The following is an 18,366-nucleotide window of genomic DNA, read 5'->3' on the forward strand; positions in this document are numbered from 1 at the left end:
ACCCGGCAAATTACTTTTGATCTTTAAAAAATAGACTGCTACAAATGAAAACAGATGCTTTTGCTTTAAGACACATTGGTCCAAGAGAAACAGATCTTCAACACATGTTACAAACCATTGGTGTTGACTCGATTGAACAACTTGTTTATGAAACCCTTCCGGACGATATTCGTTTAAAAGCGCCTTTGAATTTAGATCCTGCAATGACAGAATTCGAATTTGCAAATCATATTCGCGAATTAGGAAAGAAAAACAAAACATTTAAATCATACATTGGTTTGGGTTATCACCCAACTATCGTTCCGGCTCCAATTCAGAGAAATATCTTCGAAAACCCAGGATGGTACACAGCTTACACGCCTTATCAAGCAGAAATTGCTCAAGGTCGTCTGGAAGCTATTTTAAATTTCCAAACTACTGTTATCGAATTGACAGGAATGGAAATTGCCAATGCCTCTTTACTAGATGAAGGAACTGCTGCAGCAGAAGCTATGGCTTTATTATTCGACGTTCGTACGAGAGATCAAAAGAAAAACAATACACACAAATTCTTCGTTTCTGAAGAAATTTTACCTCAAACTTTATCTGTACTTCAAACGCGTTCAACTCCAATTGGAATTGAATTGGTTGTTGGAAACCATGAAACATTTGATTTTTCAAATGAATTCTTCGGAGCTATTTTACAATATCCTGGGAAATACGGTCAAGTAAATGATTATAGTGCCTTTGTTGCTAAAGCAAAAGAAAACGAAATCAAAGTTGCCTTTGCTGCTGATATTTTATCACTTGCAACCTTAACTTCTCCGGGAGAAATGGGAGCTGCAGTAGTAGTTGGAACAACTCAGCGTTTTGGTGTACCAATGGGTTACGGTGGTCCTCACGCTGCTTACTTTGCAACTAAAGACGAATACAAGCGTTCAATGCCGGGCCGTATCATTGGAGTTTCTGTTGATGCAAACGGAAACCGTGCTTTACGTATGGCTTTAGGAACTCGTGAACAGCACATCAAACGTGAAAAAGCGACTTCAAACATTTGTACGGCTCAGGTTTTATTGGCAGTTATGGCTGGAATGTACGCAGTTTACCACGGACCAAAAGGATTAAAATATATTGCAAATAAAGTTCACGCCTCTGCAGTGACGACTGCTGAAGTTTTAAATAAATTAGGAGTTTACCAAACCAACACTGCTTACTTTGATACTATTTTAGTAAAAGCTGATGCTCAAAAAGTAAAAACGGTTGCGGAGAAAAACAAAGTAAACTTCTTCTATCCTGATGCTGATTCAGTTTCAATTTCATTAAACGAAACAACTTCTGTTGCAGACATTAACCAAATCGTTGCAATTTTTGCTGAAGCTTTAGGGAAAGAAACTGTTACGGTTTCTGAGTTATCTACTGGAAGTCAATTACCGGCTTCATTAGAAAGAACATCTTCTTTCTTGACGCATGATGTATTCAACAATCATCATTCAGAAAGTCAGTTAATGCGTTACATCAAAAAATTAGAGCGTAAAGATTTATCATTGAATCACTCGATGATTTCATTAGGTTCTTGTACAATGAAATTAAATGCAGCTTCTGAAATGTTGCCTCTTTCAATGCCAAACTGGAACAGCATTCACCCGTTTGCACCAGTTGACCAAGTAGAAGGTTACCTTACAATGCTTAAAAAATTAGAGCAACAATTAAATGTAATTACTGGATTTGCTGGAACAACTTTACAGCCAAATTCAGGAGCTCAAGGAGAATATGCTGGATTAATGGCGATTCGTGCTTACCACATGTCAAGAAACGAAGGGCATCGTAATGTATGTTTGATTCCATCATCAGCTCACGGAACAAATCCTGCTTCTGCAGCGATGGCCGGAATGAAAATCATTGTTACGAAAACTACTCCAGAAGGAAACATTGACGTAGAAGATTTAAGAGAAAAAGCAATTGAACATAAAGATGATTTATCTTGTTTAATGGTAACGTATCCTTCTACTCACGGAGTTTTCGAATCTTCAATTATTGAAATCACAAAATTAATCCACGAAAACGGCGGATTAGTATATATGGATGGTGCAAACATGAACGCACAAGTTGGATTAACAAATCCTGCTACAATTGGCGCTGACGTTTGTCACTTAAACTTACACAAAACTTTCGCTATTCCTCACGGTGGTGGCGGACCTGGAGTTGGACCAATTTGTGTGAACGAAAAATTAGTTCCGTTCTTGCCAACAAACCCAATCTTAAATGTTGGTGGTGAGCAAGCAATTACTGCTATTTCATCTGCGCCTTACGGATCTGCTTTGGTTTGTTTAATTTCTTACGGTTACATTACAATGATGGGAGCTGAAGGATTAAAAAGCGCTACAGAGCACGCTATCTTGAATGCAAACTACATGAAATCTCGTTTCGAAGGACACTACCCAATTCTTTATACTGGAGAATGTGGAAGAGCAGCTCACGAAATGATCTTAGATTGCCGTGCATTTAAAGAAAACGGAATCGAAGTTGGTGACATCGCAAAACGTTTAATGGATTACGGTTTCCACGCTCCAACGGTTTCTTTCCCAGTTGCTGGAACTTTAATGATCGAACCAACTGAATCTGAAGATTTAGCGGAGTTAGATCGTTTCTGTGACGCTTTAATTTCAATCAGAAAAGAAATCGAAGCTGCAACTGCTGATGATAAAAACAACGTATTGAAAAATGCACCTCACACATTAGCAATGTTAACTTCTGATTCTTGGGATTTCCCTTATTCTAGAGAAACTGCAGCTTACCCATTAGATTACATCGCTGACAATAAATTCTGGCCATCAGTTCGTCGTGTTGATGATGCTTATGGTGATAGAAATTTAGTTTGCAGCTGTGCTCCGATTGAAGCTTATATGGAAAGCTAAAAAATAGTTTTCTTATACATATTCAAGCCCGACAGGTTTTAAAACCTGTCGGGTTTTGTTTTTTTGTTTCAGGTTTCAGGTTTCAGGTTTTCTGTAGAACGTGAAACCTGAAATTTGAAACAATTAAAACAAAAATCATCTGGGCGTGCCCCCGATAAAACAAACGGGCAAAATTACTTTGAGCATAGCCGCCCGCTTGTTTTATCGGGGTCGGGCTATCCAGGCTACTTCGGTAGCTTCCTCCTATCCCTCACGCAAATCCGTATCCTAAGAAACCCGACAGGTTTTAAAAACCTGTCGGGTTTCTCAATAGTACAAATTAAGAGATAACCTCAAACATGAAAAAAAACTTTTATCTTCACTTTCATTTCAATCGTTTGAAATCTCGGAAAAACAAAAAAATCGTTAAAAAATAAACAATATATCTTTTAAAAAATCGTTATTCCATAATTATATGCATGCATAATATTTTTTATGATAGTTATCATTTTTTTATTTATACATTAGCATGAAATTTATGGGATAATTAAAGGAAATAATGAAAATAAAAATTATTGGTATTGGGAGCTATATTCCTAATCAAGAAGTAAAAAACACAGATTTTGACAAACATGTTTTTTTAAATGAGGATGGAACTCCTTTTGGTTATCCGAACGAAGTCGTTATTAAAAAGTTTAAAGGCATTACCGGAATCGAGAACCGTCGTTATGCTGAAAAAGATCAAACCGCATCTGACTTAGCTTTTTTTGCTGCGCAAAAAGCAATTGCCAATGCAAATATTGATGCTGAAACTTTAGATTATATTATCATCGCACATAATTTTGGGGATGTAAAAACTGGAACCACTCAATCCGATATTTTACCGAGTTTAGCAACACGTGTTAAAAACAAATTAGGAATTAAAAATCCTAAATGTGTCGCTTACGATATTATTTTTGGATGTCCGGGATGGATCGAAGGTGTTTTACAGGCCAATGCTTTCATCAAATCAGGAATGGCAAAAAGAGTAATGGTAATTGGAGCCGAAACTTTATCAAGAGTTGTAGATGATCACGATCGTGATTCAATGATTTATTCTGATGGTGCCGGAGCTTCAATCTTGGAAGCTTCAACTGATGAAGCTGGATTATTAGCTTACGAAAGCGCTACTTTTGCAACTGACGAAGCTGGTTTTCTTTTCTTCGGAAAATCATATAACAAAGATTTAGATCCAGATACAAAATACATCAAAATGTACGGACGTAAAATTTACGAATTTGCGTTAAGCAATGTACCGTGTGCAATGAAAAACTGTTTAGATAATAGCGGAATTGCAATTGATGAAGTTAAAAAAATCCTTATTCATCAAGCAAACGAAAAAATGGACGAAGCCATTATCGAACGTTTCTACAAATTATACGGACAAACTCCTCCTAAAGACATCATGCCAATGAGCATTCATGATTTAGGAAACAGCAGTGTTGCAACTGTTCCTACTTTGTATGATTTAATTCTGAAAGGAAAAGTGGAAGGCCATGAAATTAACAAAGGTGATGTTCTTATTTTTGCTTCAGTTGGAGCAGGAATGAATATTAATGCTTTTGTTTACCGATATTAAATAAAGCTTTATAAGTTTAAGCGAAATAATCTCGCAAAGACGCTAAGTCACAAAGTTTTTTAAACCATATAAGCAATGTAAGATATTTTAAGATTTCTCTTAATTGAACTTATATTATTTATATGGTTTATTTTTTTATCAAAACTTTTGCGACTTCGCGTCTTTGCGAAAAATTCATTTAAAACTTACCACCGCAACTGAATACTAAAAACTGAACACTGAATACTTTTTTAGTATATTTGCGACCTAATTAACAATTCATGAACGAGAGATTCGTTCGCAATGACTATGTACGAAAAAACGTTTCCGAATAAGAGATTCAGACTTACCTTAGAATTTTTACAAAAACACGTTAGCACCTCTGAAACCATTTTTGATTTTGGTGTTCCAAATCCGTTCTCCAAAATAATGGAAGAAAACGGTTATACTGTAAAAAATACTAAAGGCGAAGATTTAGATAACGATCATACTGCTTTACAAACAGAAGATTATACCGTTTTTACAGCATTTGAAATTTTCGAACATTTATTAAATCCGTATACCATTTTACAAAACGTAAAATGTGACAAATTGCTAATTTCAATTCCGTTGCGTTTATGGTTTTCACCGGCATACCGTTCTAAAACGGATATGTGGGACAGGCATTACCATGAATTTGAAGACTGGCAATTGGACTGGCTTTTAGAAAAAACAGGATGGAAAATTACAGATCGTCTTCAATTTACACATCCGGTAAAAAAACTTGGACTTAGACCCTTATTAAGATATTTCACTCCAAGATATTACATTGTTGCGGCAGAAAAAATAAAAGCCTAAAGGCAAATTCCAATAGAAAAATTCCAAATTCCAATTTTAGCAATCTCGTTAAGATTGGAATTTGGAATTTTAAAGAATTGGATCTTTAAATTGAAAATTTATGAAATACTACATCGTCATTCCGGCACATAACGAGCAAGACTTAATTGGCTTAACCTTACAATCTCTGGTTTCGCAAACCGTTTTGCCTTCAAAAGTTGTGGTTGTCAATGATAATTCAACTGATAAAACAGAAGAAGTTGTGTTGGGATTCGCAAAAAAAAATCCATACATCTCTGTTGTAAACAAAACTTCAGATGCTATTCATTTACCAGGCAGCAAAGTGATTCAGGCCTTTCAGAAAGGTTTTGAAACTTTGGATTCTGATTATGATATTATTGTAAAAATTGACGGTGATTTAATTTTTCCTCCAAACTATTTCGAAACCATAATCAAACATTTCGAATCTGATTCAAAAATCGGAATGGTGGGCGGATTCTGCTATATCGATAAAAACGGCGAATGGGTTTTAGAAAACCTAACCGATAAAGACCACATTCGTGGCGCTTTAAAGGCTTACAGAAAAGAAACTTTCCAACAAATTGGAGGTTTAAAACCTGCAATGGGTTGGGATACTGTAGATGAATTATTGTGTAAATATTACGATTGGAAAATAGTTACCGATCAATCCTTACATGTAAAACATCTAAAACCAACTGGTGCAAATTACAACAAAACAGCCCGCTACAAACAAGGTGAAGCTTTTTATACCTTAGGATATGGCTTTTGGATCACTGCGATTGCTTCGGCAAAATTGGCGATGATGAAGAAAAAACCATTCCTTTTTTTAGATTACATTAAAGGTTTTATGAAAGCTAAAAGTGCCAAAACTCCTTTATTAGTAACTCCTGAACAAGCTAATTTTATTAGAAATTATCGTTGGAAGAAAATGAAACAAAAGTTAATTTGATTGCCAAAACAGTCGAAAAAAGGGAACTCATACCCCATAACTCATAACTTCTTTTTACCTTAGCCAATATTTAAAAATTATGATGCTAATTCGTTATTTATCCCAAATCGGGAAATATTTTTTAATGCTGAAAGAAATTTTCAATAAACAGACCAAATGGCCTGTTATGAAAAATCTAATCTTTAAGGAAATCAATGACCTTATTATTGACTCTCTTGGAATTGTTTGCTTCATTTCTTTTTTCATTGGGGGAGTTGTTGCCATTCAAACGGCCTTAAACTTAACTAATCCATTAATCCCAAAATATTTAATTGGTTTTGCCACTCGTCAATCTGTTATTTTGGAGTTTGCTCCTACTTTTATCTCGGTAATTATGGCCGGAAAAATGGGGTCTTACATTACTTCTAGTATCGGAACAATGCGTGTTACAGAACAAATTGATGCTTTGGAGGTTATGGGTGTCAATTCTTTAAACTATCTTGTTTTTCCTAAAATTATAGCTTTACTAATGTATCCTTTTGTAATTGGAATTAGCATGTTTTTAGGAATTTTTGGCGGATGGATGGCTTGTGCTTACGGAGGATTTTCAACCGGAGCAGATTTTATTATGGGAGCTCAGAAAGATTTCATACCCTTTCATATTACATATGCCTTTATCAAAACTTTAATCTTTGCTATGTTATTGGCAACAATTCCATCCTTTCATGGCTATTACATGAAAGGTGGTGCATTAGAGGTTGGTAAAGCAAGTACAATATCGTTTGTATGGACATCTGTTACTATTATCCTTCTAAATTATATATTAACTCAATTATTATTAGGATAATGATAGAAGTAAAAAACATAGAAAAATCATTTGGCGACAGCAAAGTTTTAAAAGGCGTTTCGACGGTATTTGAAACTGGAAAAACCAACTTGATTATTGGACAAAGTGGATCTGGAAAAACAGTTTTATTAAAAACCTTGTTAGGAATCCATACCCCTGACTCAGGAACTATTGAATTTGACGGAAGAGTTTATTCTGACTTGGACAAAGATGAAAAACGTGAATTAAGAACTGAAATCGGAATGGTATTTCAGGGCTCCGCATTGTTTGACTCAATGACAGTTGAAGAAAATGTAGCTTTCCCATTAAGAATGTTCACCAACAATACTAAGGCACAAATTAAAGAACGTGTTGATTTTGTTTTAGAAAGAGTAAATCTGGTGGATGCTCATAAAAAATTACCATCAGAGATTTCAGGAGGTATGCAGAAGCGTGTGGCAATTGCCCGAGCCATTGTAAACAATCCGAAGTATTTATTTTGTGATGAACCAAACTCTGGTCTGGATCCAAATACTTCAACATTGATTGATAACTTAATTCAGGAAATCACAAGAGAATACAATATTACAACGGTGATTAATACCCACGATATGAACTCTGTTATGGAAATTGGAGAGAACATTGTTTTCTTAAAAAAAGGATTAAAAGCCTGGCAAGGAACCAAGGAAGAAATCTTTGTAACCGACAACAAAGACATTGTTAAATTCGTATACTCTTCTAATCTGTTTAAAAAAGTTAGAGAAGCTTATTTGAAAGACATAAAGTAATTAAAAATTCCAATTCTTTGGAAATCCCAAATATAAAATCCCAAATTTCAAACTATTTAGAATGGAATTTGGGATTTTATTTATTGAACATTAATTAACTCAACCTCTGCATTTGGATTAAACAAATAGGTTTTTCCGGAACTAATTTCGATACACTCAAAACGTTTTGTTCTAACCGCTAATTTTTTAAAAACCTTACCATTTTTGATTCTAAAAACGCTTCCGTAAGGTATTTCGAATACATAATTTTTATCGCTTTCTTTATCGTATTGTTTTAAAGCGAGAGATAAAGTCGTATCCGTATCACTACTTGCCGAGGGATTCTTAAAATGTCTTGCCAATAATGGCAGAATATGTCCCGGAAATATTTCCGGTCTTATAAACGGAACCATCAAACGCTGAAAAGTAAATTTCCATTCATTTCCATGTGGTTTTATGTTTCTTCCAAATTTTTCGAAAGCAACCAAATGCGCAATTTCATGAATCAATGTGATTAAAAACCTGTATTTATTCAAACTGGCATTAACCGTAATTTCGTGTTTCCCACTTGGTCCGCGTCTATAATCTCCGTGACGGGTTTGACGCTCGTTTACAATTTTCAAATGCACCTGATTGGCCACTATCAAATCGAAAACGGGTTTTACCGCATGTTCTGGAATATATTTAGCTAAAGTTTCGCTCAATTTAAAGTTAAATGTTATTGGTTAGAAGTTAAGAGTCATAGTAAAAAAGCAATACTGTTTTTAAATACAATAAGCTGGCTTGTTGTTTCATTAGTGTTTTTTTTATTCCATCATCCGAAACTCATAACCTATAACTCATAACTTTTTTTATGGATTAGTTGAAGAAACTTCGAGTACTTTTCCGTTAAAATATTTATTTCCGTTTAAGGTAAAATCATAAATGTAAGTCGCCATTCCTTCAGCAGAAATCGGCGCTTGATAACCTGGGAAAGCTTCATGCAGCATTTCAGTCTGAACAGAACCTAGAGCCAGAACATTAAACGAAATACCTTGTTCTTTATATTCTTCGGCTAATAATTCAGTCAAAGTTATAACAGCACCTTTACTCGAACTATAAGCGGCCAATCCTGCAAATTTCAAACTTCCTCTTACTCCTCCAATGGAACTGATTGTTACAACATGACTCCCTTTTTGTAAATACGGAAGACAGATTCTAGTCAGATTTGCAACAGCAAAAACATTGACTTTATAAATGCTTTCAAAATCGGCCTGAGTGGTTTCTGCAAAAGGTTTCAAAAGTAAAGCTCCAGCATTATGAACCACTGCATCTACTTTTTTCCATGTTGAAGAAAGAAAGCTTTCTATTTCTGTCAAAGCTGTTTCATCTGCCAAATCAATAGACAGGCAAGTCACATTTTGATGTTCTAAAAGCGTTTTAGGTATTTTTCTCGAAATGGCTAAAACCTGATTTCCTGCATTGGCAAACTGCAATGCTAATTCATAACCAATTCCTCTACTCGTTCCGGTAACAATAATATTTTTCATGGAGCAAAAATAATCAAATGCCGTAAAACAGCCTCTTATTTATTCATGGTTATTTCTTGTGTTGGAGAAGTGGCAATTTTAGTAATCGCCGGCAACAATTCCTGCGTAAAAGCAGTAATATGTAGAATATCCATTAGTTTAAATTCATCTGAAACATGATGATAGAAATCAAAGTTTTCAAAATCAAAAGTACTTATGGACTGACATGGCTTTTTGAAAACATCATAAAAGGAATAATTATCCGATCTGTAGAATAATTGATATTCTGCTTCTTTTGGTAGAAATCCTATCGTATTTTTCCCTGTGTATTCATTTATTTTGGCTGCCATATTCGATTTATCAAAACCTGTAATATAAGCCAGATAATCTCTTTTCATTGGAACACCAATCATTTCAATGTTTAACTGAGTATAAAGATTAAAGTTTTGATCTTTCAATTTCTGAACTAAACTTTTTGAACCTAACAATCCTTTTTCTTCTCCAGCAAAAAAGACAATTAAAATACTGCGTTTATTAGATTTCGTTTCGCTGAAATACTTCCCCATCGCAGCAACAGAAGTTACGCCCGAAGCGTCATCATTAGCTCCGTTATTGATTTTATCAGCCTGTTCTTTTTTCTCTATCCCAATATGATCGTAATGCGCACTAAGCACCACAAATTCTTTTTTCAATTCAGGATCTGTCCCTTCAATTACTCCAACTATATTAAAAGCGGGACTTTTAAAATTAGTCAGCGTATCACGATACGTTTTAAAATAAGGTTTGATATTATTCTTTTTTAGAAAATCTTCCAAAAACACTGCTGCTTTTTCAATTCCTTTTGTTCCAGTTTCACGCCCTTCCATTTCGTCTGAAGAAAGGTATTTTAAGAAATCAGAGATCTCCGTTTCATTGACTTTATAAGTTACTTCAATTGGTTTTGAACTTCCCTCTTTTTCAGGAAGGGTTGAAGTACTCGATTTACAGGCAAAGAAGATAAAGGGAAGTAAAAAGTATAGCTTTTTCATAATAGTTGGTTTTGAATTAGAAGGAAAATTTTCTTTAAAGTATAAACTTATGAAAAGTAAAAGAATATTCATAAAAAAAACCCTTCCAAACTAAAAGCCGAAAGGGTTTTCAAATTCAAATCTATTGCAACCTAATTTTATCCAGCGATAACAGCTCTTGAAATTACGATTTTCTGAATTTCAGAAGTTCCTTCGTAAATCTGAGTGATTTTTGCATCACGCATTAAACGTTCTACATGGTATTCTTTTACATAACCATTTCCACCGTGAATCTGAACTGCTTCAACCGAAGTGTCCATTGCAACCTGCGAAGCAAATAATTTTGCCATTGCACCGCTCACATCATAGTTCTTATGCTGATCTTTATCCCAAGCCGCTTTCATGCATAAATGACGCGCTGCTTCAATATTAACAGCCATATCAGCCAATTTAAAAGCAATTGCCTGATGATTGCAAATTTCTGTTCCAAAGGCTTTACGCTCTTTAGAATATTTCAAAGCCAATTCGTAAGCACCCGACGCAATTCCCAATGCCTGAGAAGCAATTCCGATTCTTCCTCCAGCTAATGTTTTCATGGCAAATTTAAATCCGAAACCATCTTCACCTATTCTATTTTCTTTTGGAACTTTCACATCCGTAAACATTAAAGAATGCGTATCAGATCCACGGATTCCCATTTTTTGTTCTTTTGGTCCAACAGCAAAACCTGGCATATCTTTCGTCATAATCAAAGCATTGATTCCTTTATGCTTCAATTCTGGATGTGTTTGCGCAATTACCAAATATACTGATGCAGTATTTCCGTTTGTAATCCAGTTTTTAGTTCCATTTACTAAATAGTGATCTCCCATATCAACCGCAGTTGTTTTTTGAGAAGTTGCATCACTTCCAGCTTCTGGCTCACTTAAGCAGAAAGCACCATGAATTTGTCCTGAAGCAAGACCTGGTAAATATTTTTGCTTTTGCTCTTCAGTCCCATATTCTTGTAATCCCCAGCAAACTAATGAATTGTTTACAGACATTACTACCGAAGCCGAAGCATCAACTTTAGAAATCTCTTCCATTGCAATCACATAAGAAATAGCATCAAGTCCACTTCCTCCATATTTAGGATCCACCATCATTCCCATAAATCCAAGCTCGCCCATTTTTTTGACTTGCTCTGTTGGAAAAATTTGTTTTTCGTCACGTTCAATAACTCCCGGTAATAATTCATTTTGAGCAAAATCTCTTGCTGCCTGCTGAATCATCAAATGTTCTTCGGTAAGATTAAAATCCATAGTAGTATACTTTAAAATGTTTTTTCAACCAAATTCCAAACAGAATTTTAGTTGATGGTTTTTTATGTTTTTGTTTTTTCAGTACCCAAACTTTTCAGTTCAAAGGCTTCCAAAGATACTTTTTAAAAGTGTAATTTACAATGCATGCATACAAAATTAATAGATCAGCAAAGATAACGATATCGTTTTCGTGATTATTTATCTTTTTATTCAAATGAACATTAATCTTGCAACAAATATTGTAAAATTCTGTCGAGATAATCCACTAAAAAATCTTTGAAAAACTGAAAATATTGACAAATCTTTTAAGTCCAAAAGTTAAACAATTCTTAAAATGCGTAAAACTACGTAAAACAAGTCTTACTAATTTGATTATTAATACAATACAAAAATTAGATATAAATTTTACAGAAAAAAAACATCTCAAAAATGAACCAAATATTAATAAATTAACATTATTTTTGACCAAAAAATAAAAAATTGACAGAACATGAAAAAGATTTTACTACTCCTTACACTCCTATTAAGCTTACCTTTTTATACTATTTCAGCACAAACTCAAATTGACGTTAACGGTGTAACTGTTCCTAGAAAAATAGATTTTCAAGGCAAAAGTTTACAGCTAAACGGCGCAGGCGGAAGATCTAAAATGTGGTTGGAAGTTTATGTGCAGGCATTGTATTTATCGCAATTAACTCAAGATCCTCAATTCATAATTGACAGCGATACTGAAATGGCGGTTAGAATTGAAATTACTTCTTCTATGGTTTCTTCTAACAAATTGACAAAAGCCATGAATACTGGTTTTGAAAAATCTGCCGGTGCAAATTTAGAACAGTTACGTCCAAGAATTGAGCAATTAAAAAGTTTCTTAAGTGATCCCATTACAGAAAAAGATGTATTTATATTAGCTTACAATCCGTTGGATCAAAATGTTTATGTTTCCAAAAATGAAGTATTGAAAGGCAAAATTGCAGGATTTGATTTCAAAAAAGCATTATTCGGAATCTGGCTTTCAGATAAACCAGTTGACGAGACTTTGAAAAAACACTTATTAGGACAATAGTTCTTAATTTTTTAAATATTCAAAAAGCCGAAAACCAAATAGTTTTCGGCTTTTCTTTTTTGTTTACTAAATTTGATGCGAAATACATTATTCACATTATTCTATTTTATACATTTACGCAAAATAAACATATCACAACAAAATGAAAGATTTATTACAACAATTTGAAAACAAGTCACCTGAAATTGTTTTCAATTGGAAAGATTCAGAAACAGAAGCCGAAGGGTGGACTGTAATTAATTCACTTCGCGGAGGAGCTGCAGGTGGAGGAACTAGAATGAGAAAAGGCTTAGACATGAATGAGGTTTTGTCTTTAGCAAAAACAATGGAAGTTAAATTCTCTGTTTCAGGCCCTGCCATTGGCGGAGCTAAATCTGGAATAAATTTTGACCCGAACGATCCTCGCAAAAAAGGCGTTTTACAGCGTTGGTACAAAGCGGTTTCTCCTTTATTAAAAAGTTATTACGGAACTGGAGGAGACTTAAATGTTGATGAAATTCATGAAGTAATCCCAATGACAGAAGAATGTGGGGTTTGGCATCCACAAGAAGGTGTTTTTAATGGACATTTTAAACCAACTGAAGCCGATAAAATCAATAGAATTGGGCAATTACGCCAAGGAGTAATTAAGGTTATCGAAAACCCTAAATTCTCACCAGACGTTACAAGAAAATATACTGTGGCAGATATGATTACTGGTTTTGGTGTTGCCGAAGCTGTTCGTCATTTCTACGCAACTTATGGTGGAGACATCAAAGGAAAAAAAGCAATCGTGCAAGGTTTCGGAAACGTTGGTTCTGCCGCTGCTTTTTACTTAGCCGAAATGGGAGCAAAAGTAATCGGAATTATTGACCGTGACGGAGGTTTAATTAAAGAAGATGGTTTCTCGTTTGAAGAAATCAGAACTTTATTCTTAAACAAAGACGGAAATAAACTGGTTGCGGACAATATGATTCCGTTTGAGGAAATCAATTCTAAAATCTGGACTATTGGTGCTGAAATTTTCACGCCGTGCGCCGCTTCAAGATTGGTGACTCAAGCGCAGATTGACAGCTTAATCGCAAACGGATTGGAAGTTATTTCATGTGGAGCGAATGTTCCTTTTGCTGATAAAGAAATTTTCTTTGGTTCTATCATGGAAGAAGTAGACCACAAAGTAAGTTTAATTCCTGACTTTATTTCAAACTGCGGAATGGCGAGAGTTTTTGCTTACTTCATGGAGAAAAAAGTTCAAATGACTGACGAAGCTATTTTTAACGATACTTCAGAAACTATAAAAAATGCGATTGTAAAAGCACATGCTTTAAGTGCATCCAAAACAAATATCAGTGCAACTGCTTTTGAAATTGCATTGAAACAATTAGTGTAATTTTTATTATACTTTACTATAAGCGAGCTGAATTATATTTGGCTCGCTTTTTTTTAACCGCAATCCCGATAGCTATCGGGAGCAAAAGTTGCCAAGGTTTTTTAGCCACGAATTCACGAATTATTTTTTTACAATCTTCGTGAATAAAAAATTCGTGAATTCGTGGCTATTTAATTTTCACAAATCATTGCGAACCTTGCGTAAAACTTTGCACCTAATAATTATCGGGATTGCGGTTAAATTCTCTCTTTCATTCTAAACAATTTTTACTACTTTTAAACGTTTTTAAAATAATACATTTCAAAATTCAGAATCAAAATGAGTTTCACTATTTCTTCAGATAAAAAGAAATCACTCCTACTCACAACTGCTATATATGCGGCCATAATTGCATTGCTTTTTTTCATACGCTTTTGGCCTCCATATAATCCAGAAAATAATGTAGCTCTTGCCGAAGGTGGCGGAGGTGGCGGTGGCGTAACGGTTAATTTTGGCGACAGCGATTTAGGTTCCGGAGCGAATTACAAAAGTGAAGTGCTGGATGTAAAAAACAATGTGAAACAAGTTGCAGCAAAAGCGGCTCCTGAAGAAGCTACTATTACTCAGGAGAATTCAACAGCTGATGAAACAGATGTTGTTATTCCGACAAAAGAAAAACCTAAAAAACCTGTTCCTGTTACAAAACCGGAACCGAAACCTGTGCCTGAAAAACCAAAAGTTTCGAACTCTACCAACGATGCATTATCCAGTATTTTAAAAGGTTCAAACAAAGGCGGCGACGGAGATGATAAAGTTTCCGGAAATAAAGGAAAATCTAACGGAAGTTTAAACTCCAGCGGTTATTATGGATCTGGTGGCTCTGGCGGAGGAACTGGAGGCGGTAACGGAACCGGAAATGGCATTGGAACGGGAAGCGGTTATGGAGCTGGAACTGGTGGCGGTTCTGGCGGAGGATCGGGATATTCTTTAGGAAATAGAAAAGCATTATCTAAACCGGCACCAAAATATACTTGCAACGAAGAAGGGAAAGTGGTGGTTGAAGTAAGCGTTGACCAAAACGGAAAAACAATAAGCGCAACTCCTGGAATTAAAGGAACTACAAATACTGCAAAATGCTTATTAGATCAAGCAAGAATTGCAGCAATGAATACCAAATGGGAATCTGATAGTGATGCTCCTGCAAAACAAGTAGGGAAAATTATTTATAATTTCAGTTTGGATTAAAAAAAACACGAATTGCACAGATTTACACTAAATCTGTTATTATAGAAAAAGGCTTTCAGAAAATCTGAAAGCCTTTTTGTTTATTTGTCATTTCGACTGAAAGGAGACTCGAGCGATAGCGAACAGGCGAAGCAAATCACACACGGGATTCGACAAAGATTGGAGAAAAACTTTGTGGAGCTTCTAGTGTGATTTCTCCTTTCAGTCGAAATGACAAAATGTAACGTTTTCCGCGTGAGGGATAGTAGCTGGCTACCGAAGTAGCGCGAATAGCCCGACCGGAATAAAAAAATGGGCGAATCAACGTTATGCTGATTGGCCCATTTTTTTATTGTGGTCACGCCCTAATGATAAATCTATTTCGGACTTGTAGCTATTACAAACTTCAAATTGTTTCTAACTCCTATCTGTAAAACATCTACTAAATCTTGAACTTGTAAATTGAACGGAATTCGGACTACAACAGTCTGCGTTTTATCTGTTCCTAACTTGCTCATTAAAGTCGTTTCCAGTTCTTCAAAAGGAACTTGTTGTTTGTCGATATAAAACTGCTTGTCTTCTGTAACCGACAAACTGATTAATTGTTTGTTTGTTTTTTCGTTCGATTTTGCTTTTGGAAGCGTCATCTTAATCACATTCGGGTTTGCCAGTGTTGAGATAATTAAGAAAAACAACAACAGGAAAAACATAATGTCGCTCAAAGATGAAGTCGCTACTTCGGCGTGAAATCTTCTTTTTCTTTTAATAGACATAGCTTATGCTCTTTGAATTATGTTGACAAATTCTAAAATCTGTTTCTGAATTTTTAAGGCGAAATCATCGATTTTTCCGTTTAATAAGTGGTACGCAGAGTATGCAATAATTCCCACGATTAACCCAGAACCAGAACTGATCATTTTCTCATATAAACCTCCGGAAATGTTTCCGATACTAATATTTTCTGTAACCGAAATGCTGTAGAAAATTTTAATAACCCCAGAAATTGTTCCAATGAAACCAAGAGTTGGCGCGATACCTGCGATAAGTCCCAAGTGCCCCAAACGTCTTTCCATTTCGCCAATTTCGATGTCTGCGGCACGATCCATATTGGCTTCGATTTCTGCGATTGGTCTTCCAATTACTAAAACTCCTTCTTTTAGAATATTAGCTGCTGCTGTATCACTTCTTTCTACAATAGTTCTTGCCAATTCAATATTTCCAGAATTTAATTTATCTCCTACATCTTGCATTAAACGATTGTCAATTTTGGATGCTCGGCTGATATACATATAACGTTCAAAAATCACATAAATAGTATAAAACAATAAAATCGCGATCGGAATTAAGAAAACTCCTCCTTTCATTATGAATCCAAACATTGATATTTCCTGTTCTGGCGCAATCTTTTCGATCACTACATTTGAAGCATTTGCGATTGTATCTGTTTGTAACTGAATAAAACTAAACATATATTAATTCTGGTTTTTAATAATTAATTCTAAAAAATATTTGAAATTTGCAATAAAGATAATTTTCGCTGTTATATTAAACTACAAAAATCGAAATTTATTTCAATCGACAACCATTTTATCCAAAATAAATGAACTATCAAGAGACTACCAATTGGATGTTTAATCAGCTTCCAATGTACCAATTACAGGGAGCTTCAGCTTATAAAGAAGATTTAACCAATATTAAATTGTTAGCGGAACATCTTGGCAATCCTCAAAAGCAATTGAGATGCATTCATGTGGCTGGTACCAACGGAAAAGGCTCTACTTCGCATATGTTGTCTTCTGTTTTACAGGAAGCAGGTTACAAAGTCGGATTGTACACTTCTCCGCACTTAAAAGATTTTAGAGAAAGAATTAAAATCAACGGTCAGGAAATTTCGGAAGCGTTTGTTATCGAATTCATTGCCAAACATAAATCGTTTTTTGAAGCCAACGATATGAGTTTCTTCGAAATGTCAGTTGGTTTAGCTTTTGATTATTTTGCTTCTGAGAAAACTGATATTGCGATTATCGAAGTTGGTTTGGGCGGAAGATTGGATGCTACTAATATTATTACGCCTTTGGCTTCTGTAATTACCAATATTGGTTTAGATCATACGCAGTTTTTAGGAAATACACTGGAAGCTATTGCCGGCGAAAAAGCGGGAATTATTAAACCGAATACTCCTGTGGTAATTGGTGAATATACAGCTGAAACCAAACCTGTATTTTTGGCTAAAGCCGAAGAAAACAATGCACCAATTTATTTAGCTTCCGATTTAATTGATCAGATTTATTTATCGGATTTAATTGGAGATTATCAATTTCACAATAAAAAAACGGTTCAGCAGACGATTTCGATTTTGAATAACGAAACCGATTTTAAAATTTCTGAAGAACAATTAAAAGAAGGTTTACTTCACGTTGTAAAAAATACCGGTTTACAAGGCAGATGGCAACAATTGGGAGAAAATCCGAAAATAATTTGTGATACGGCGCACAACAAACACGGATTATCGGTTGTGATGAATCAGCTGAAAAACGAGAAATACGAGAAACTGCATATTGTTTTGGGTGTTGTAAATGATAAAGATTTGGATTCGATTTTGCCTTTGTTTCCAAAAGAAGCACAATATTATTTCTGTCACCCTAATTCGTCACGAGCTTTGCCTGCCGAAACGTTACAAAAGGCATCACAAAATTTTGGTTTGATTGGAGAAAAATACGATTCTGTTGCAATCGCTTTCGCGGAAGCAAAGAAAAATGCCTCAGAAAATGATTTTATTTACATTGGCGGAAGCACTTTTGTGGTTGCCGAATTGCCTTTGAGTTAAAATATACTTTTGATATAGAAAAAACTTCAAAAAAACCGATTTAATAACAAATTCATAAACAAGGAGATATAAACTATTTTTAAAAAAGTTTTACTTTTTATTCGAATTTCTTTGCAGAACTCAAAAACTAGCGTATATTTGCACTCGCAATCACAAACGATAGCAACCTAGTAAAATAGGGCGATTAGCTCAGCTGGTTCAGAGCACCTCGTTTACACCGAGGGGGTCGGGGGTTCGAACCCCTCATCGCCCACAAA

Annotated in this window: 16 protein-coding genes and 1 tRNA gene; 11 read left to right on the plus strand and 6 right to left on the minus strand. The window is 35.0% G+C overall.

Annotated elements, in window-relative coordinates; genetic code table 11:
* Positions 1 to 44 precede the first annotated feature (44 nt).
* The 6 genes from gcvP (at position 45) to BM289_RS19795 (ending at position 7,849) form a co-directional block, all read left to right on the plus strand.
* Entirely contained in the window at positions 45 to 2,894 is a 2,850-nt protein-coding gene (gene gcvP, locus BM289_RS19770; RefSeq protein WP_091496725.1) for an aminomethyl-transferring glycine dehydrogenase, read from the plus strand.
* A 538-nt stretch (positions 2,895 to 3,432) separates the two neighbouring features.
* Complete coding sequence (locus BM289_RS19775; protein ID WP_091496727.1) at positions 3,433 to 4,491, plus strand: 3-oxoacyl-ACP synthase III family protein; 1,059 nt, start codon at positions 3,433 to 3,435, stop codon at positions 4,489 to 4,491.
* A gap of 288 nt (positions 4,492 to 4,779) precedes the next feature.
* Positions 4,780 to 5,307 carry a methyltransferase gene (locus tag BM289_RS19780; RefSeq protein ID WP_091496729.1) on the plus strand — a complete coding sequence of 176 codons (528 nt, stop codon included), beginning with the start codon at positions 4,780 to 4,782 and terminating at the stop codon, positions 5,305 to 5,307.
* A gap of 100 nt (positions 5,308 to 5,407) precedes the next feature.
* Positions 5,408 to 6,256, plus strand: a complete 849-nt coding sequence (locus tag BM289_RS19785) for a glycosyltransferase family 2 protein (RefSeq protein WP_091496731.1) — start codon at positions 5,408 to 5,410, stop codon at positions 6,254 to 6,256.
* A 79-nt stretch (positions 6,257 to 6,335) separates the two neighbouring features.
* Complete coding sequence (locus BM289_RS19790) at positions 6,336 to 7,082, plus strand: MlaE family ABC transporter permease (RefSeq protein ID WP_091496733.1); 747 nt, start codon at positions 6,336 to 6,338, stop codon at positions 7,080 to 7,082.
* A complete protein-coding gene (locus BM289_RS19795) occupies positions 7,082 to 7,849 on the plus strand; it encodes an ABC transporter ATP-binding protein (RefSeq protein WP_091496735.1) in 768 nt (255 codons plus the stop codon). The genes BM289_RS19790 and BM289_RS19795 overlap by 1 nt, the downstream gene beginning before the upstream one ends.
* An 80-nt stretch (positions 7,850 to 7,929) precedes the next feature.
* Here BM289_RS19795 and BM289_RS19800 read toward each other — a convergent pair whose 3' ends face one another.
* The 4 genes from BM289_RS19800 to BM289_RS19815 all read right to left on the minus strand — a co-directional run bounded on the left by BM289_RS19800 (position 7,930) and on the right by BM289_RS19815 (position 11,644).
* Entirely contained in the window at positions 7,930 to 8,532 is a 603-nt protein-coding gene (locus tag BM289_RS19800) for a SprT-like domain-containing protein (RefSeq protein ID WP_091496737.1), read from the minus strand.
* Positions 8,533 to 8,679: 147 nt separating this feature from the next.
* Positions 8,680 to 9,357, minus strand: a complete 678-nt coding sequence (locus tag BM289_RS19805; RefSeq protein ID WP_091496739.1) for an SDR family NAD(P)-dependent oxidoreductase — start codon at positions 9,355 to 9,357, stop codon at positions 8,680 to 8,682.
* A gap of 35 nt (positions 9,358 to 9,392) precedes the next feature.
* The gene (locus tag BM289_RS19810) at positions 9,393 to 10,364 is read right to left on the minus strand and encodes a M28 family peptidase (protein WP_091496791.1); all 972 of its coding nucleotides are present in this window, start codon (positions 10,362 to 10,364) and stop codon (positions 9,393 to 9,395) included.
* A gap of 137 nt (positions 10,365 to 10,501) precedes the next feature.
* Entirely contained in the window at positions 10,502 to 11,644 is a 1,143-nt protein-coding gene (locus tag BM289_RS19815; RefSeq protein ID WP_091496740.1) for an acyl-CoA dehydrogenase, read from the minus strand.
* Between the two features lie 490 nt (positions 11,645 to 12,134).
* On the opposite strand from BM289_RS19815, the gene BM289_RS19825 reads away from it, so the two are divergent.
* The 3 genes from BM289_RS19825 (at position 12,135) to BM289_RS19835 (ending at position 15,303) form a co-directional block, all read left to right on the plus strand.
* A complete protein-coding gene (locus BM289_RS19825; protein WP_091496743.1) occupies positions 12,135 to 12,710 on the plus strand; it encodes a chalcone isomerase family protein in 576 nt (191 codons plus the stop codon).
* Positions 12,711 to 12,852: 142 nt separating this feature from the next.
* Complete coding sequence (locus BM289_RS19830) at positions 12,853 to 14,079, plus strand: Glu/Leu/Phe/Val dehydrogenase dimerization domain-containing protein (RefSeq protein ID WP_091496744.1); 1,227 nt, start codon at positions 12,853 to 12,855, stop codon at positions 14,077 to 14,079.
* A gap of 318 nt (positions 14,080 to 14,397) precedes the next feature.
* Complete coding sequence (locus tag BM289_RS19835) at positions 14,398 to 15,303, plus strand: energy transducer TonB (protein WP_091496746.1); 906 nt, start codon at positions 14,398 to 14,400, stop codon at positions 15,301 to 15,303.
* Positions 15,304 to 15,659: 356 nt separating this feature from the next.
* Here the strand turns inward: BM289_RS19835 and BM289_RS19840 are convergent, their stop codons facing one another.
* Entirely contained in the window at positions 15,660 to 16,055 is a 396-nt protein-coding gene (locus BM289_RS19840) for an ExbD/TolR family protein (protein ID WP_091496748.1), read from the minus strand.
* Between the two features lie 3 nt (positions 16,056 to 16,058).
* The gene (locus BM289_RS19845) at positions 16,059 to 16,751 is read right to left on the minus strand and encodes a MotA/TolQ/ExbB proton channel family protein (protein ID WP_091496750.1); all 693 of its coding nucleotides are present in this window, start codon (positions 16,749 to 16,751) and stop codon (positions 16,059 to 16,061) included.
* A 131-nt stretch (positions 16,752 to 16,882) separates the two neighbouring features.
* On the opposite strand from BM289_RS19845, the gene BM289_RS19850 reads away from it, so the two are divergent.
* Both BM289_RS19850 and BM289_RS19855 read left to right on the plus strand, forming a co-directional pair.
* Entirely contained in the window at positions 16,883 to 18,109 is a 1,227-nt protein-coding gene (locus BM289_RS19850) for a bifunctional folylpolyglutamate synthase/dihydrofolate synthase (RefSeq protein ID WP_091496752.1), read from the plus strand.
* Between the two features lie 178 nt (positions 18,110 to 18,287).
* Positions 18,288 to 18,362, plus strand: a tRNA-Val gene (locus BM289_RS19855).
* Positions 18,363 to 18,366: the final 4 nt, after the last annotated feature.

Origin of the sequence: Flavobacterium phragmitis (assembly GCF_900112575.1) — a bacterium.
Classification (GTDB): Bacteria; Bacteroidota; Bacteroidia; order Flavobacteriales; family Flavobacteriaceae; genus Flavobacterium; species Flavobacterium phragmitis.

Coding starts and splice junctions, on each gene's coding strand:
- BM289_RS19795 (WP_091496735.1), top strand. CDS start 7,082: ATGATAGAAGTAAAAAACATAGAAAAATCATTTGGCGACAGCAAAGTT.
- BM289_RS19785 (WP_091496731.1), top strand. CDS start 5,408: ATGAAATACTACATCGTCATTCCGGCACATAACGAGCAAGACTTAATT.
- BM289_RS19810 (WP_091496791.1), bottom strand. CDS start 10,364: ATGAAAAAGCTATACTTTTTACTTCCCTTTATCTTCTTTGCCTGTAAA.
- BM289_RS19835 (WP_091496746.1), top strand. CDS start 14,398: ATGAGTTTCACTATTTCTTCAGATAAAAAGAAATCACTCCTACTCACA.
- gcvP (WP_091496725.1), top strand. CDS start 45: ATGAAAACAGATGCTTTTGCTTTAAGACACATTGGTCCAAGAGAAACA.
- BM289_RS19850 (WP_091496752.1), top strand. CDS start 16,883: ATGAACTATCAAGAGACTACCAATTGGATGTTTAATCAGCTTCCAATG.
- BM289_RS19805 (WP_091496739.1), bottom strand. CDS start 9,357: ATGAAAAATATTATTGTTACCGGAACGAGTAGAGGAATTGGTTATGAA.
- BM289_RS19775 (WP_091496727.1), top strand. CDS start 3,433: ATGAAAATAAAAATTATTGGTATTGGGAGCTATATTCCTAATCAAGAA.
- BM289_RS19845 (WP_091496750.1), bottom strand. CDS start 16,751: ATGTTTAGTTTTATTCAGTTACAAACAGATACAATCGCAAATGCTTCA.
- BM289_RS19825 (WP_091496743.1), top strand. CDS start 12,135: ATGAAAAAGATTTTACTACTCCTTACACTCCTATTAAGCTTACCTTTT.
- BM289_RS19830 (WP_091496744.1), top strand. CDS start 12,853: ATGAAAGATTTATTACAACAATTTGAAAACAAGTCACCTGAAATTGTT.
- BM289_RS19815 (WP_091496740.1), bottom strand. CDS start 11,644: ATGGATTTTAATCTTACCGAAGAACATTTGATGATTCAGCAGGCAGCA.
- BM289_RS19840 (WP_091496748.1), bottom strand. CDS start 16,055: ATGTCTATTAAAAGAAAAAGAAGATTTCACGCCGAAGTAGCGACTTCA.
- BM289_RS19780 (WP_091496729.1), top strand. CDS start 4,780: ATGTACGAAAAAACGTTTCCGAATAAGAGATTCAGACTTACCTTAGAA.
- BM289_RS19790 (WP_091496733.1), top strand. CDS start 6,336: ATGATGCTAATTCGTTATTTATCCCAAATCGGGAAATATTTTTTAATG.